Raw genomic sequence first — 13624 nt, 5'->3', positions numbered from 1 at the left:
GTCGCCCCCGATTGCCGCGGGGGCGACCGTCGGTCGTGCGGGGTTATGCGGCGTGGCCGCGGAGCTGGCCGAGCAATGCGCGGATGGCATCGGCTTTGGCTTCGGAGAGCGGCATGCCGAGGGCGCCTTCGGCATCGCGGTCGATGTCATCGAGACCGACCTGGGCAGCGAACTGGCGGAGGTCGGCTTCGGCGGCGGCGTGCTCGTCGGCCGGCTGGTCAGGGACGATCTCGGCGTCAACGGTTTCGACGTCCGCCGAGGTGTCGGTCTGCTCGGCGGCAGCCTTCTCCCTGCCGACCTCGGCGATCTGCGCCAGGTACTCGGGCACAGCGCCGTCGGCCTTAGCCTCCTGCCAGATCCGCCGCACCGTGGCGGCATCGGCCGCCTGGCTGGCCTCGTGGAGGTAGTCCCGGCTCGGCGCGGCGGGCTGTGGTGCGGGCGTTGACCCCTGATTGGCCTGGCGGGGCTCCACGCGGTGAAGCTGGTGCACCTCTGCGTCCATCGGCAGTCCCGCGTCATCTACTCGGGCCCCGAGTTCCTCGGCTGTATAGATCGCTCCGTGCAGCACCTCGGGACATGCGGCGCGGACGCACTCGGCGATAGCGCGGGACCGCAGCATGGCGCGCGGGTACTTCTCCCAGTTCTGCTTCTCTCCCTTCTGGCTACGGGAGTAGGGGCGGTTGTTGCGGAGCTCGCACAGTCCGGCGGTTACCGCGTCGTCATACGTCCAGGTGATGGCGTTCTCGAACTCGGGGTCGTCGGACCGCCAGATGCTGACGGTGCACTGGCCTGGCTCTTGCCGGATGCGGACCTTGTGGCCAGCCTCGCGGGCCCGGGACAGCATCAGGTCGGCGGACTGGGTGGGCTTGCCCTTGATGACGTGGATGGTGGTGATGGTGGTGACCACGTCGATGCCGAGAGCGCGCCCGTACTCCATGGCCCACAGAACGGAGCCGGGATTGTTGCGGTACTCCTGCGGGAGGAGGCTGGCTCCTGAGATGGACTGGCAGAACAGCCAGGCTTCGTGAGGGCTCATTGCGCCAAGGGAGAGGGCACCGCCGGGGGCGGAGTGTCGGACAAGTTCGGTACTCATGTGCTGCCCTTTCGGGTGTGCTGGGGTTGGCCGCCCGCGGTGTGCGTGGCGGCCGGGCGGGGCTGTCAGGCCGTCAGGTCGTCGTCGCACTTGGCGCAGCGGGAGTGGGCGCCGGTGATCGCGCCCATCTCGTCGTGCAGGTGGACGAGGAGAACGTCGCCTCCGCAGCCGGCGTGATCGACGTCCTGGGCGCGGTAGGTGCGTTCGAGGCCGCCGCCCCAGTCCTCGGTGTTGATGAGCGTCCAGACGATCTCGTCGGGCAGTTTGGTCACGGGTGTCTCCTGTCGGTTCTGGACGGGGATCGAGCCGGTTTTAGGCATGGCTGTCCCGTCGGAGGTGGTGCGGTGGGGTGTGTCAGGCGGCGTCGGGGCCGCGCTGCTGGAGCGGGATGACGCGGGCGACCGGACGTGTCAGCGCGGCGAGTTCGCGGCGGAGGCGCTCGTTGTCGGCGGTCAGATGCCGGTTCTGCTGATCGATGTAGGCATTGACGCGGTTTACTTCGGTGGCCCAGTCGATGGCCTTCTCAAGCTCGGCCAGTAGGCGCTCGCGTTCGGCGGTGAGCTGGTCGATGGTCACCATCGCGGCGACCTGCCGTGCGAGGGCGACGGCGGCCTCTTGGTGGAGTTGAGTGTTGGCGTCCCGCACGTCGGCGATCTCGCCGTCGAGGCTGTGGAGGTCACGCTTCAGGCGGGCGTTCTCCCTGCGGGCTTCGGCGAGTTGGCGGCGGAGGCGGAGGATGAGTCGGATCGTCATTGGCTCGCCGCCTGGTTCAGTCGGTACACCCGGCAGTTCTCCGGCCCTGCCTCGACGAGCCGGCCGCGCACTGCCAGGTGCTGCAGGTCGCGTCGAGCGGTCGACCTCTGCGGGCCGAGGCCCATCTCGGTGTACAGCTCCCGCACTTGGCCCGTCGTCCAGGTCCGCAGCGGATCCCGCCGCATCTCCGCGAGCAGACGCTGAGCCCGGATCGAGAGGTGCCCGCCAGCGGTCATGACGCCACCGCCAGAGCCAGCACCGGAGCCTCTTGCCGGTGATGCAGGGTGAGGATGACGGTGATCCCGTCGCGGGTGACGTGCCCGGAGGACACCCAGCCGCCGAACTCGATCCGCCGGGTCTCCACTTCGGTGATGCCGAGGGCCCGCTGCCACTGCGCGAACCCTTCCTCGTCGCCGTGCAGGGACACGTCGATGGTCAGCTCAGCCACCAGCGAGATCTGTCGGTGCACGTGCACCTCCGCGGCCGGAAGGTGCGGGTAGGACTCCCCCAGCTCGGCGAGGAGCCGGTGGCCGCGGGCCTGGTCGAATGCGGTCAGAGACACGGCGCCTCCAAGGCGGATCGGGGTGAACGCGGCGGTCATGAGGCGGTCCTCCTCCGCGCATCGTTCACTGAAGCTGTGAGCCACGGGTGTGGCAGCAGGTAGTTCGGGGATCCGGCGCCCACGGCACGGCGCATGCGCTCCCGATTGATAGGCAGCCCCATCCGGGTGCGGACTCGCCAGACGGTGATGCGTTCCACGCGGAGACGCGCCGCGACCTGGTTGTCGGTCAAGCCGACCCTGTGCAGCTGCCGCACCGCCTCGGCGCGTTCCGGGCGCGTGTACGAGGCGGGCGGATCACCAACCATCAAGCGCCGCACAGCCGCCTCGTCGACGTCGCTCTTCTGCAACTCGTAGGGCCGATAGGCGGCAGCAGGGTTGTCGTGCTTGCGCTGACGCAGGTAGTCCCGCTGGCAGAGACCCAGAGCGTAGTGCCGCCGGTCACAACCGGGCTGTGTGCAGGTGTTCACGGCTCGTTCCATCCGTTCACGCGGCGAGCGAGGGCTCGGGGTGGAAGGCGACGGCCGTCCGGCCACACGACGTGGGCGGCTGCCTGCATGGCCAGCTGCTCGACTTCCCGGTCCATGCGGCACAGTTCAGCGGCGAGGGTCTGGCACGACTCGCAGGCGTCAAGGTGCTCTTCGTGGGCCCTTTCATCTGTTCGCTGGAATCGCTCGCGGGCCTGGGTGCCTGCCGTGTCGGGATCGGTAAGGAGCCGCCGCAGGTAGGCGACTCTCGTCCGGTCGCGGCGGCACTGGTAGCAGCCAGCTACATGGACGTGGCAGGTTTGTGCGCTCATGTCCCCTCCAGAAGTTCGGATCGGGGTGGTTTCGGCGGTCACGAGACGCCGCCCTCGCTGGCCGGGATGCCGGCGTCGACGGCGAGACGGCGCAACACGGCGCACACTTCGTCCGCCCGCAGCCATACAGCGTGCAGCTGGGCCGCGCGCCGCTCGATCCGGTCTGCGGCGTCGCTCAACACCTCTTCGCGGAGGCGCGCCTTCTCCTGCTCCAACGCGACGGCGATGGCTCGGGCCTGCTCCAGCTGTGCGAGCAGCCACGGCACGGTTTCATGGGCGTCGCGGATGAATGCGGCGTCGGCGTACACCTGGGCTTCGTCGCCGTCCGCCAGGTGAGCGATCACCCGATCCCGGAAGAAGCCGGTAGGTCCGGTGCGCACATTCGCAGAGATCGTGTAGTGGCCGTGGAGGTCTCGCTCAGTGCACCACGTGCCGGGGGAGGCGGCGGCCACGCGAGCCGCGATCTCGGTCAGGCGGTCGTCAGCCACGGCGGTCACCGCCTGCCTCGGTGGCCGTGAAGCGGGCCGCGAACTCGGGGTAGTCGGCGAGGGTGGAGACCCGAACCTCCGGGTGCTGCACGAGGAAGAGAGACATCGAGGTCGCGGACACCGCAGCGTCCGAGTGGGCCGGGTCCGCGAGGAGACGCTTCCGAACCTCGACAAGGACCGTCGGGTCGGCCGCGGAACGAGTTGATGTTTGAATGGCGTTCATGACGCCTGCCCTTCTGTGGTTGGGGTGGTGCGTCAGGGCCCGGTTGCCGGTGTGTGAGAGCCCGGCGGCTGGGCCCGCTTGCCGCTTTAAGCGGCGACGGGGACCGCAGCCGGCTTGGGGGCCGGGCCGCTGCGTGTCGACTTGCGGGTGGCCGCCTTGCGGCGCCGCACCTTGGCCAGCTCGGACGGCTTGGCCTTCTCACGGTTCATCGCCCGGATCTCGCGGCAGTCCTGGAGGCTGAACTTCAGGAACTTGCCGAGGCGGTGGTGGGGAAAGCCGCTGTGGTTGGCGCCGTCGCGGAGCCATCGTTCGCCGCAGCCGATCACCCTGGCGGCGTCCTTCGGGTCGAGCATCACCTCGTCACGCTCAAGGGCCTCGATGGCGGCTTCGACGACTGCGTCGCGATCAGCGCCAGTGGGCTTGTCCTTGGGACTGGGCATGTCACCTCTTCTCGTTGGGCTCCTCGTGGGGGATGAGGAGTTCGTCCTCTTCTGCGTGGAGCGTTTTGCGGAGTGCGGCGTATGTGGGCGGTCGCATCTGCTCTCTGGTGCCGGTTTCCAGCCGTTGCAGGTAGCTGCGGCTGATCCCGGCTGCCTCTGCAGTCTCACGGACGCCGAGGCCCTGGCGTTTACGCGTCGCTCGTATCGCCGCCCCGTTCACCTGGTAGGTGGCTGGGGGTCTGCACATGAAGAGAATGTACGTGCTTAAGCTCGCAGAAACTAGCAATACCATGCAGTAACTTGTAGAAAATCTCAGATAGCGAGTGTTAACCTCAGGCCAGAGTTAAGGAGACGTGAAGGAATCAGCCATAATCTGAGTGTTCCTAGCTGTTCCTGCGAGTACCTGAGACGATGCACGCCATGCCTCCCCCTACAGACGACACAGCGCTCGACCGACTCGCTGACCTAGTCAGGCGTCGGCGCGTCGAGCTGGGCATGAACAAGAGCGACGTGGCCAAGGCCGCCGACATCACGATAAACACGTACATGAAGATCGAGGACGGCAAGCCCGTCCGAGACCTCACCTACAGCAAGATCGAGACGGTGCTCCAGTGGGCACTCGGCTCCTGCCAGGAGGCTCTGCGCGGCGGCGACCCCACCGTCGCAGAGAAGCTGACGGATGGAGTCGTCGTCAGCCCCATGACCGACGACGACCTCGAAGGGGACGTTGGACAGGCCGTCACCAATGCGGCGATCGCCGTGGCCGACAGCATGTCAGCGGCAGACATTCGCGAGTTGAAACAGCGCGTGATCGATGAGCTGCGCCGCCTCCGACAGAACCGGAACGTCGGAACCTGACCCCTCCACAGGCACAACCGGCGCACCGCCCCTGGTCGTTACCGTCACATGACAGATCAACTCGCGCAAACCCGGTTACTAGAGTCGTTCAATGTGCGACTATCGGTAGTCACTTGGGAGGTCCCTCGTCCCGGAAGGGGGGACCATGCACGAAATGGTCACCGCGGACCTCGGCCCAGGCTTCCACGCCTTCCGAGGACTAGTAGATGGCAAGCTCGTGTGCGTGGCGACACCCCAGGTCCTACACGATGTGGGAGAACGACGCATCGTGCGGGACCTGGTGCGACGCCAAGGAGGAAACTGCGAGGCGTGCCGCAACTGCATCATCGGACGGCACGAAGACTGAGCAGTCCACGCGGGAGGTCACGGCAGGGCGGGGAAGGTACCTGCCGGGCCACCGCGCGAAGGGCCCAAGGGGACACAGCCACGCCGGCGTTTCCCACCCCCCGACCGGATCAGGCGGGAAACTGGGAAACCAATGGGAAAACGATCATGCAATTCTCTGCGACGTACTGCACGAAAATGCAACGAGCTACCCGAACATGCATGCTGCGTCGCAGGTCAGGCGATGGCCACCCCTCTGGCCTGCCGCATCCCCGCTCGGTGGTTTCTCCCGCAGTATCAAGACGCTCCGTCCGCCTGTCACGCCCGAGGTCCACGATGAGGACATCCGGGCCGCGGCCTTGCAGTACGTCCGCAAGCTCTCCGGATTCTGCGCTCCGGCCGCCCACAATCGCGAGGTGTTCGACCAAGCCGTGGAGAGCATCGCGGCGGCCACCCAGGACCTCCTCGACGGCCTCCAGGTCCGCGGGTCCGCTGCCGGCCCCGCCGCCCCTCGTCAGTAACCGGTACGCACCGTCACACCGCCCGCCGCGCCCGCGCCTCCGGCGACGCCAGAATCCAGTCATCCCTGACGCCGTCCGGTATCAGCCGCTGATATCCACGGAAGCTCCCGTACTGTGGCTGCGCTCATCGACCGATTCCCAGCTGCAGGAGTCTGCTCGGCTCGGGTTCGATCGCCGCCGCCCCGAACTCGCTCACGCCATGCGGAAAGTCGGTGGCCGTGTCGTTGATCTGCTCGAAGAGGTACTCCGGCGTGAAATTGACGACGAATTCGCCGGTGGCCTCGATGTTCCGCAGGGTGTCCTGCGGCCGACGGCGCTGAACTGCACCACGGGCGGCGTCATGCTGGCGATGCCTCGAAACCGCACGCGTTGCCGGCATGAAAACGGTGGCCGTCACCACCCCGCACCACGTGTCGGGGCCGCCTACTTGACGGTTAGCGGTTCTCCAATGGGCGTCCGCCTCTGCCGGCGTGGTTATGCGAGGTCGGCGAGGAGGTTGTCGAGGGCTTTCGTCAGGGCTTCGGAGTTGGCCGGGTCGAACCAGGTGGTGCGGATGCGTTCGTTGTTCCCGTTCGGCGTCTCGTGGTCGGCCGCGAGTCGGTCCAGGGAGCGGGTCTCGTCGCTCAGGGAGCGGCCGACGCCCTGGAAGAGGCCACGGACGTAGCGGTCGGCGTCGTCGGGGGCGATGCCGTGGTCGGCGGCCCACGAGGCGAGTGTGGCGAGATACGCGTAGTGGGTGGTCAGCGTCCCGGTCAGCGCGGAGAGGACGTTGAAGGCGGCCTCGTCCGCGACGGGGAGCGCTCCGCCCATCCGTGCGAAGAAGGAGTCGACCTCCGGGTGCGACGGGTGCACGACCGTGACGGAGCGGCGTTCGCGGATGGTCGGCAGGGGGATGGCACGGACCAGTGGGGCGGTGGTGCCGAGCATCCGGCGCAGGTCGTCGTTGCCGACGCCGGCCATCACGTTGACCACGATCCTGTCGCCGCCCACGTGCACTCCGGCCAGGGCACCGTGCCAGTCCTGGCGGCGCACCGCGATGATCACCAACTCGGAGCGGTCCACCACTTCCTGGTTGTCTGCGCACACCTCGACGCCCTCGTACTGCTCGGACAGTTCTGCGGCCGTGCGGGCTCCCCGCGGGGAGAGGAACACCTCCGGCGAAGCGCCGCCCCCATGCCGCAGGCCCGTCACGATGGCCCGGCCGATCTCGCCTACCCCGATGATGCCGATGCGCTTCATTGTGCCGTTCTCCGTCCTGTCTTCCGGGCCGTCCCCCATGTTGCCCTCCATGGTGCGTGGTGATCATGAACTTGTTGGTGGAGTCTGTGCGTTGAGGCTGTGTCAGTCGGGTCTTATTCGTCGATCAGGCGGATGCCGTGGTCGCCGTAGCGGGCTCCCTGGGCTCCGGTGGTGGGGACGGCGGCGTCGATGGCGCTGAGGTCGGCCGCGGTCAGGTGCAGGTCGAGGGCGGCCAGGTTGTCGCGCAGGTGGAGGCGGCGCGAGCTGCCGGGGATGGGGATGACGTCGCTGCCGCGGGTGAGGAGCCAGGCGAGGGCGACTTGGGCGGGGGTGGCGCCCTTGGCGGCGGCGAGTCGGGTGAGGGCGTCGACGATGGCCAGGTTGGCTTTGAGGTCGTCGCCGTTGTAGCGGGGGGCGGTGGCGCGGAAGTCGCCGCGCTCGTAGCGCGTGGTGGCGTGGACGGCCCCGGTGAGCAGGCCGCGGCCGAGCGGGCTGTAGGCGACCAGGACGGCGCCGAGGTCCCGGAGCGTGGGCAGGATGTCGTTTTCGACATGGCGTTCCCACAGTGAGTACTCGGTCTGGGCGGCACTGATCGGATGGATGGAGTGGGCGCGTCGGAGGGTGGCGGCGGAGACCTCGGACAGGCCGATGCGGCCCACCTTGCCCTGGGCGACCAGTTCGGCCAGCGTGCCGACCGACTCCTCTACGGGGACGGCGGGGTCGATGCGGGCGAGGTAGTACACGTCGATGTGGTCGGTGCGCAGCCGGCGCAGGGACGCTTCGCAGGCGCGGCGCAGATCGTCGGGTGAGCCGGCGGGGACCAGACCTTCGGCGGTGCGCCGGACGCCCGTCTTGGTGGCCAGCACGATGCGGTCGCGGTACGGGGCGAGGGTCCGGCCGAGGAGTTCCTCGTTCGCTCCGTCGCCGTAGAAGTCGCCCGTGTCGTAGAGGGTGACGCCGGAGTCGAGGGCTTCCAGCAGGGTGGCCGCGGCCTCGTGCGGGTCGGTGGAGCCGTAGGTACCGGTCATACTCATGCAGCCGAGGCCGAGCCGGGAGATCGCCGGGCCGGCGGGCCCGGGGGTGGTGGTGTGCATCATTCCTCCGTCACCATTCCTCCGTCACGCCGACAGGGCCGCGCGGAGGAACTCGTGGACCTCTGCCCGGGCCGTCGCGGCCTGTGGTTCCACGCCTGGCAAGGTGAGGAACGCGTGCCGCGCTCCCGGGTACTCGGTGGCCCGCACGGACGTCCCGGCCGCCCGCAGTCGCTCGGCGTAGCGGCGGCCGTGATCGGCGAGGGCATCTTGGGTCGGTATCACGAGCAGGGCGGGGGTGAGTCCGCTCAAGTCGTCCGCGTACAGCGGCGAGACGGCGCGGGCGTCGGTTCCGGGCGGGACGGCGAGCCGCTGGATGAGCTGCAGTTGCGGCAGGGCACGGGTCGGGCGGTATGCGTACTCGGCGATGGAAGCGTAGTCGTACATCGTCTCGGTCACGTCGACTACGGGGTTGACCAGTACCTGAGCCGTGAGCCGCAGGCCGGCCCGCCGGGCCCGGATGGCCGTCAGAGCGCTGACCAGCGCGCCGAAACTCTCGCCGAAGACGGCCGTGCGCGTCGGGTCGATGCCCCACTGCGAGGCGTGCCGCACGATGTGCTGGAGCACGTCCCAGCCGTCGTCGGCGGCGTTCGCGAGCGGGCTGTCCGCGGCGACGAGGCGGTGCTCGACCGAGACGACTACCGCGGGAAGGTGGGCGGCGAGGTGGCTGTTGGTCCAGTCACACTGCACCGCGGAGCCCACGAAACCGCCTCCGTGGATATGGAGCACGAGTGGCAGGTCGGGCCGGGCGGCGGCCTCGCCGTCGCCCGTTGACAGTGGCCGGTACACCCGGGCCGGGATGTCGCGGCCCGGCAGCGCGACATCCTGCCACTCGATCGCCGCCCCGGGGTCCGGCTCCCCGATGAGCGCCCGCGCCGCGCGGGACGCCCGGAAGCGGTTCTCCGCATCGCGGTAGGCGATCAGTTCCTCGGTCGTTATCGCTGCGAAGTCCGGCTCCGGCGGCCGCTTCACAGGAGTGGTCTCGACAGCAGTGGTCTCGCTCATTTCTCCCTCTCCCCTTCCCCGCTTCCTTCTCTCAGCCGGCCTCTCGGTCAGCACATGTCCTTAGTATGCACGCACCGCGTGCAACAGCAAGTGCATAGACTAGACTGAGCTCGAACGAGAGGGGCGAGCGAGAGGGGCGAGATGGCAGGCCGAAGGCGTTGGTCGACCGAGGAGATCCTGGATACGGCGGCGGAGCTGCTGCGCACGAGCGACGCCGAGTCGTTCAGCGTACGCAAGCTCGCCGCGGCGCTCGGGACCGACTCCTCCAGCCTCTACCGGCACTTCCGCAACAAGACCGAGCTGTTGCGCGCGGTCGCCGACCGAATCCTCGCGGCCGCGATGGACGGCTACCGCCCGGAGGGCGACTGGCAGCAGCGCATCACCGCCACCGCCCTGCGCCTGCGAGAGGCGTTCGGCCAGCATCCCCAACTCGCCGCGATCTGGGGGCGCTACGCGTCCGGCGGCACCGGTTCCCGGCTGGTCATGGAGGAGCTGCTACAGGCGTTGCGGGCCTCGGGCCTGCCCGATGAGGAGATTCCGCGCCGCTACCACCGGATCGTGATCCTCCTCGCCGCGCTGATCGCCTCCGAGGCCGGCATCGGCACCCTCACCCCCGGCGAGTACGAACAGGGCTTGGAGCACTTCCGTGTCGCGGTCCTCGGCGCCGACCCCGAACGCTTCCCCGCCCTGGCTCACTTCGCCCGCGAGATCCGCCCTCTCGGGGCCGACCGCCCTGCCGCATTCGACGAGATCCTCGCCGCCCACCTCGCCCGGATCGAGGCCGCAATTCCCTGACGTGCCCTGCCTCTCGGCCTCCTGCGAGCCGCAACTCCCTGTGGATGCCGGTATGCGACGGCTGGACGACCCACCGGTAGGTGGGAAGCACGTCCTGGAGGGAGAGGTTGTTCCACCCGCCGGTGCGGACCTCCTTCCCGCGCCGGAAGTACCTGGTGCCGTGCCCCGTGTTGAAGTGGGTCACGAAGGGGAGCCGGCGCACGGGAGTGGACTCCGGCACATAGCGGGCGATGCCCCGCCAGAGCAGAGTGGGCGTTGACGAGGGATCGCCGTTGGAACCGACCCAGATGTCCGCCTCCTTCTTGTAGAAGTCGGCCAGGTCCATTGGCTGGTACTTTCCCTTTTCGTCCTTCGCCGGCATGGATTTGTCCTCGGGAACGAAAAGCGCGACCGAGGTCAGATGCTGCTTTCCCTCCGGACAGACATACTCCGGGTTGGCAGGTGCCTCCCACGACATCTCGATACCCGCGTAGACGTCGTAACGGCTGCGCTTCAGTTCGTCGGTGGCCTTCGTCGCCGAACTGGTGAGCTTGCTCTGGCTCCATGCGTAGTTGAGAAAAATGGAATCCGAGACGCGAAAGGTGCCGTCCTGGAAGAACATCTTGTTCTTGTCGTTCAGCTCGTTCTGCCAAATGACCTGGCCCGATGCGAGCATGCTGTCGTACCACATGAAATCGACGGTGTTGGTGGCGCGCGCGTAGGCGAGTACGTCCCGGAAGCCTTTCGCGATCTTCTCGTCGGCGGATTCTTTGCCGTCTGTCTCCTGATTGATGTACCAGGCCTCGAACCCGTAGTACCGGGCCACCTGGATCAGCTTGTCCGCCACCGGATACGTCGAGCCGGACTTCTTGGCGAAGTTCTCCAGCCATTTCCGCTTCCCTCCCGCAGTAGCCGCCTGGGGAAAGAAGACTGTTCCGTAGACCTTCACGCCGTTGCGGTGCGTGGCGTCGATCACGGGTGCGCTCGGCGCGAGGATCAGCCCTTCGCCCGCGGAGCCTCCCCAGAAGACCAGGGTGTCCAGGCACTGCCAGTGACTGAAGGCGTAGAACGTGTGGTCGTAGAAGCCTTGCGAGGGGTTCTTGGAGGTGTCGGCGAAAACGGAGCAGGTGGCGATACGCGCTTCGCCGACCCGGGCGGCCCTCTCTGCTTCCGGCAGAAGCCGGCAGCACGCTGTCGCGGCCGACACCGGGAGCCCTCCCCAACTCCCCACCTTCGACATGGAGTTCGACTTACGCGCCACCCGCAGGCTTGATCCCAAAGCACGCACACCGATCTGACGCCCCATCAAGTCCCGGTGCCGGCAGCCCCCAGAAGTTCCGTCATCGCAGGTCACAAGGTGCGTCTGCATCGTCAAGGCGCCCGCGGGCGGTCATCGTTCGGTAAATCCAGCTTCAAGGATTGAGCACAAGTTCCACACATCCCCTCTCCAGGCGGGCCCCGATGCTCTAGATTGACCGTGCTTCACCGGACACGAGGCGACAAATGATGATCTATGGGTCCGGAGCTGCGGACGGCCAGCAGTGGCGTCCCCGGCGCCGGACGCGGGGATGATCAATTCCTGAACCCCGAAAGGGGGCCTTGGGTGTGGGGAGCACCCGAGGTTTCGATGAATTCCCACACACCCCAAGACCCTGGCAGGGCCTGCGCGTCCGCTGCTGCCTGGGTGGGGTGTTCAAGTAACGCTGCAATAACGCTGCAATGCCGGGATGTCATGCGCGGGGGGGGGCGGAGGTCTCCCGGACGAAGAACAGCGCGGCGCGGGGGGCGGGGCCTCCCGAGGGGCGGAACAGTGCGGGGGGCGGGGGCCTCCCGAGGGGGAGGAACCGTGTGGAGCGAACACGTCGAGCCCAGTGGCGAGCTGGGGGGGTCTGTGCAGCAGGGGGAGGTGGCCGGCCCGATTCTCTCGTCGCGCGAGCGTCCGGTAATCGGGGAAATCAGCCAGCCCGCGACCGACTGGGAGCAGCGGTACCGCCGTACCGTGATCGCCAGCGATTCCGTGGCCACCGCCTTCGTTGTGGCGGCGATCGGCAAGTTCTTCGGGGTCCGGGACGCGGCCAACTGGCATGAGAAATGGGGAATTCTCGCGTTCTTCACCGAACTGCTGGTGCTGGGGACGCTTGCGGTGAGCCGGTCGTGGGCCCCGGCCGTGCTCGGCCAGGGCGCCGAGGAATTCCGCCGGCTCGGACGCGCACTGTTCACGGCAACCGTCGTACTGGCGCTCGGCGGAATCGCCCTCGCCTCGCGCAACATCAAGCTCTGGATCTTCGTCGCGATCCCCGCGATCGCGCTCATCACCATGACCGCGCGGTATCTGCTGCGCCTCTGGCTGCACAAACAGCGTAAGGAAGGACGGTGTCTGCGACCGGTGCTCGCTGCCGGGAGCCCGGCCACCGTGCGCGACCTGATCACCCGGACCCGCAAGTTCCCGCACCTCGGCTGGCGGGTGGAGGCGGTGTGCACGCCGGACGGTCTCGGGCTCGACGGTGACCAGTTGGACGGAGTGCCGGTCGTCGGCCGGCTGACGGACGTCGCGGGCCACGTCCGCCGCGACGGCTACCGTGTCGTCGCGGTCACCCCGGACCCGCACTGGTCACCGGACCGGCTGCAGCGGCTGGCCTGGAACCTCGAAGGCAGCGATGCCGAGATGGTCGTGGCCCCCGTGCTGATGGAGGTGGCCGGCCCGCGGCTGCACGTCGACGCGGTGCTCGGGATACCGCTGCTGCGGGTCAGCATGCCGACCTTCACCGGGGGGCGCCGGGCGGTCAAAGAGGTCGTCGACCGGTTGGGTGCGGCGGTCCTGCTGATGCTGTTCGCGCCGCTGATGGTGTGCGTCGGGCTGCTCGTGCTGGTGGACAGCCGGGGTGGGGCGTTCTACCGCCAGCGCAGGGTCGGCAAGGACGGCCGCGAGTTCACCATTCTCAAGTTCCGCACCATGGTCACCGGCGCCCACGGGGCACGTGCCGAGCTGGCCGACCGCAACGAGGGCGCCGGCCTGCTGTTCAAGCTGCGCCGGGATCCGCGGGTGACCCGGGTGGGAACGGTGCTGCGCCGGTACTCGATCGACGAGCTGCCGCAGCTGTTCAACGTGCTCACCGGATCGATGTCGCTCGTCGGGCCGCGGCCTCCGCTGCCGGAGGAGTCCGCCGCGTACGGCCCGGACATCCGGCGGCGGCTGCTGGTCAAGCCCGGACTCACCGGTCTGTGGCAGATAAGCGGACGCAGCGACCTGCCGTGGGAGGAGGCGGTCCGGCTGGACCTGCGGTACGTGGAGGACTGGTCGCTCGCCCTGGACACAGTGATCTTGTGGAAGACGCTGCGTGCGGTGCTCCAGGGGCAGGGGGCCTACTGATGTGCGGGGGTCGTCGTCCGGTCGGCACACGGAAGCCGGGGCGGACACGGAAGGCAGGCCGGAAGGGCCTGCCTGGGGGGAGGAACG

17 protein-coding genes and 2 pseudogenes are annotated in these 13624 nt (G+C 68.2%); 4 read left to right on the top strand and 15 right to left on the bottom strand.

What is annotated here, in order from left to right:
- Nucleotides 1-43: 43 nt before the first annotated feature.
- The 10 genes from ACRAS8_RS32190 to ACRAS8_RS32145 form a co-directional block, all read right to left on the bottom strand.
- A complete protein-coding gene (locus ACRAS8_RS32190) occupies nucleotides 44-1036 on the bottom strand; it encodes a recombinase RecT (RefSeq protein WP_438489503.1) in 993 nt (330 codons plus the stop codon).
- A 122-nt stretch (nucleotides 1037-1158) separates the two neighbouring features.
- Nucleotides 1159-1365, bottom strand: a complete 207-nt coding sequence (locus ACRAS8_RS32185) for a hypothetical protein (protein ID WP_438489502.1) — start codon at nucleotides 1363-1365, stop codon at nucleotides 1159-1161.
- Between the two features lie 82 nt (nucleotides 1366-1447).
- Complete coding sequence (locus ACRAS8_RS32180; protein ID WP_438489501.1) at nucleotides 1448-1846, bottom strand: hypothetical protein; 399 nt, start codon at nucleotides 1844-1846, stop codon at nucleotides 1448-1450.
- Nucleotides 1843-2082 (bottom strand): hypothetical protein, encoded by a 240-nt coding sequence (locus ACRAS8_RS32175; protein ID WP_438489500.1) that lies wholly within the window; start codon nucleotides 2080-2082, stop codon nucleotides 1843-1845. Before ACRAS8_RS32175 ends, ACRAS8_RS32180 begins: the two co-directional genes overlap by 4 nt.
- Nucleotides 2079-2408, bottom strand: a complete 330-nt coding sequence (locus tag ACRAS8_RS32170) for a hypothetical protein (protein WP_438489499.1) — start codon at nucleotides 2406-2408, stop codon at nucleotides 2079-2081. The genes ACRAS8_RS32175 and ACRAS8_RS32170 overlap by 4 nt, the downstream gene beginning before the upstream one ends.
- A 35-nt stretch (nucleotides 2409-2443) precedes the next feature.
- Nucleotides 2444-2875, bottom strand: a complete 432-nt coding sequence (locus ACRAS8_RS32165) for a helix-turn-helix domain-containing protein (protein ID WP_438489498.1) — start codon at nucleotides 2873-2875, stop codon at nucleotides 2444-2446.
- 367 nt (nucleotides 2876-3242) lie between these two features.
- Nucleotides 3243-3692, bottom strand: coding sequence for a hypothetical protein (locus tag ACRAS8_RS32160; RefSeq protein ID WP_438489497.1), 450 nt, complete (start codon nucleotides 3690-3692; stop codon nucleotides 3243-3245).
- Nucleotides 3685-3915 (bottom strand): hypothetical protein, encoded by a 231-nt coding sequence (locus tag ACRAS8_RS32155; protein WP_438489496.1) that lies wholly within the window; start codon nucleotides 3913-3915, stop codon nucleotides 3685-3687. The genes ACRAS8_RS32160 and ACRAS8_RS32155 overlap by 8 nt, the downstream gene beginning before the upstream one ends.
- A gap of 86 nt (nucleotides 3916-4001) precedes the next feature.
- Nucleotides 4002-4355 carry a hypothetical protein gene (locus tag ACRAS8_RS32150; RefSeq protein ID WP_438489495.1) on the bottom strand — a complete coding sequence of 118 codons (354 nt, stop codon included), beginning with the start codon at nucleotides 4353-4355 and terminating at the stop codon, nucleotides 4002-4004.
- A 1-nt stretch (nucleotide 4356) separates the two neighbouring features.
- Nucleotides 4357-4602 carry a helix-turn-helix domain-containing protein gene (locus tag ACRAS8_RS32145; RefSeq protein ID WP_438489494.1) on the bottom strand — a complete coding sequence of 82 codons (246 nt, stop codon included), beginning with the start codon at nucleotides 4600-4602 and terminating at the stop codon, nucleotides 4357-4359.
- Between the two features lie 173 nt (nucleotides 4603-4775).
- Here ACRAS8_RS32145 and ACRAS8_RS32140 point away from each other — a divergent pair, with 173 nt between their 5' ends.
- Together ACRAS8_RS32140 and ACRAS8_RS32135 are read left to right on the top strand one after the other, a co-directional pair.
- Complete coding sequence (locus ACRAS8_RS32140) at nucleotides 4776-5213, top strand: helix-turn-helix domain-containing protein (protein WP_438489493.1); 438 nt, start codon at nucleotides 4776-4778, stop codon at nucleotides 5211-5213.
- A gap of 542 nt (nucleotides 5214-5755) precedes the next feature.
- A complete protein-coding gene (locus ACRAS8_RS32135; RefSeq protein WP_438489492.1) occupies nucleotides 5756-6058 on the top strand; it encodes a DUF2277 domain-containing protein in 303 nt (100 codons plus the stop codon).
- 154 nt (nucleotides 6059-6212) lie between these two features.
- Here ACRAS8_RS32135 and ACRAS8_RS32130 read toward each other — a convergent pair.
- The 4 genes and pseudogenes from ACRAS8_RS32130 to ACRAS8_RS32115 all read right to left on the bottom strand — a co-directional run.
- Nucleotides 6213-6418 (bottom strand): annotated as a pseudogene (locus ACRAS8_RS32130) (flavin reductase family protein); the annotation flags it as partial.
- A gap of 114 nt (nucleotides 6419-6532) precedes the next feature.
- Nucleotides 6533-7297, bottom strand: coding sequence for an NAD(P)-binding domain-containing protein (locus tag ACRAS8_RS32125; RefSeq protein WP_438489491.1), 765 nt, complete (start codon nucleotides 7295-7297; stop codon nucleotides 6533-6535).
- A gap of 113 nt (nucleotides 7298-7410) precedes the next feature.
- Complete coding sequence (locus ACRAS8_RS32120; RefSeq protein WP_438490665.1) at nucleotides 7411-8391, bottom strand: aldo/keto reductase; 981 nt, start codon at nucleotides 8389-8391, stop codon at nucleotides 7411-7413.
- Nucleotides 8392-8415: 24 nt separating this feature from the next.
- A complete protein-coding gene (locus tag ACRAS8_RS32115) occupies nucleotides 8416-9393 on the bottom strand; it encodes an alpha/beta hydrolase (protein WP_438489490.1) in 978 nt (325 codons plus the stop codon).
- A 141-nt stretch (nucleotides 9394-9534) separates the two neighbouring features.
- Between ACRAS8_RS32115 and ACRAS8_RS32110 the strand changes: the two genes are divergently transcribed.
- Nucleotides 9535-10188 (top strand): TetR/AcrR family transcriptional regulator, encoded by a 654-nt coding sequence (locus ACRAS8_RS32110; protein ID WP_438489489.1) that lies wholly within the window; start codon nucleotides 9535-9537, stop codon nucleotides 10186-10188.
- 160 nt (nucleotides 10189-10348) lie between these two features.
- Here the strand turns inward: ACRAS8_RS32110 and ACRAS8_RS32105 are convergent.
- A pseudogene (locus tag ACRAS8_RS32105) lies at nucleotides 10349-11407 on the bottom strand (endo-beta-N-acetylglucosaminidase); the annotation flags it as partial.
- Between the two features lie 651 nt (nucleotides 11408-12058).
- On the opposite strand from ACRAS8_RS32105, the gene ACRAS8_RS32100 reads away from it, so the two are divergent.
- Entirely contained in the window at nucleotides 12059-13537 is a 1479-nt protein-coding gene (locus ACRAS8_RS32100; RefSeq protein ID WP_438490664.1) for a sugar transferase, read from the top strand.
- The last annotated feature ends 87 nt before the right edge of the window (nucleotides 13538-13624 follow it).

The organism is Streptomyces sp. S186 (assembly GCF_051603415.1).
Classification (GTDB): domain Bacteria; phylum Actinomycetota; class Actinomycetes; order Streptomycetales; family Streptomycetaceae; genus Streptomyces.
Note: the sequence above shows the minus strand (reverse complement) of the source record. Positions and strands in the feature narration are given on the sequence as shown.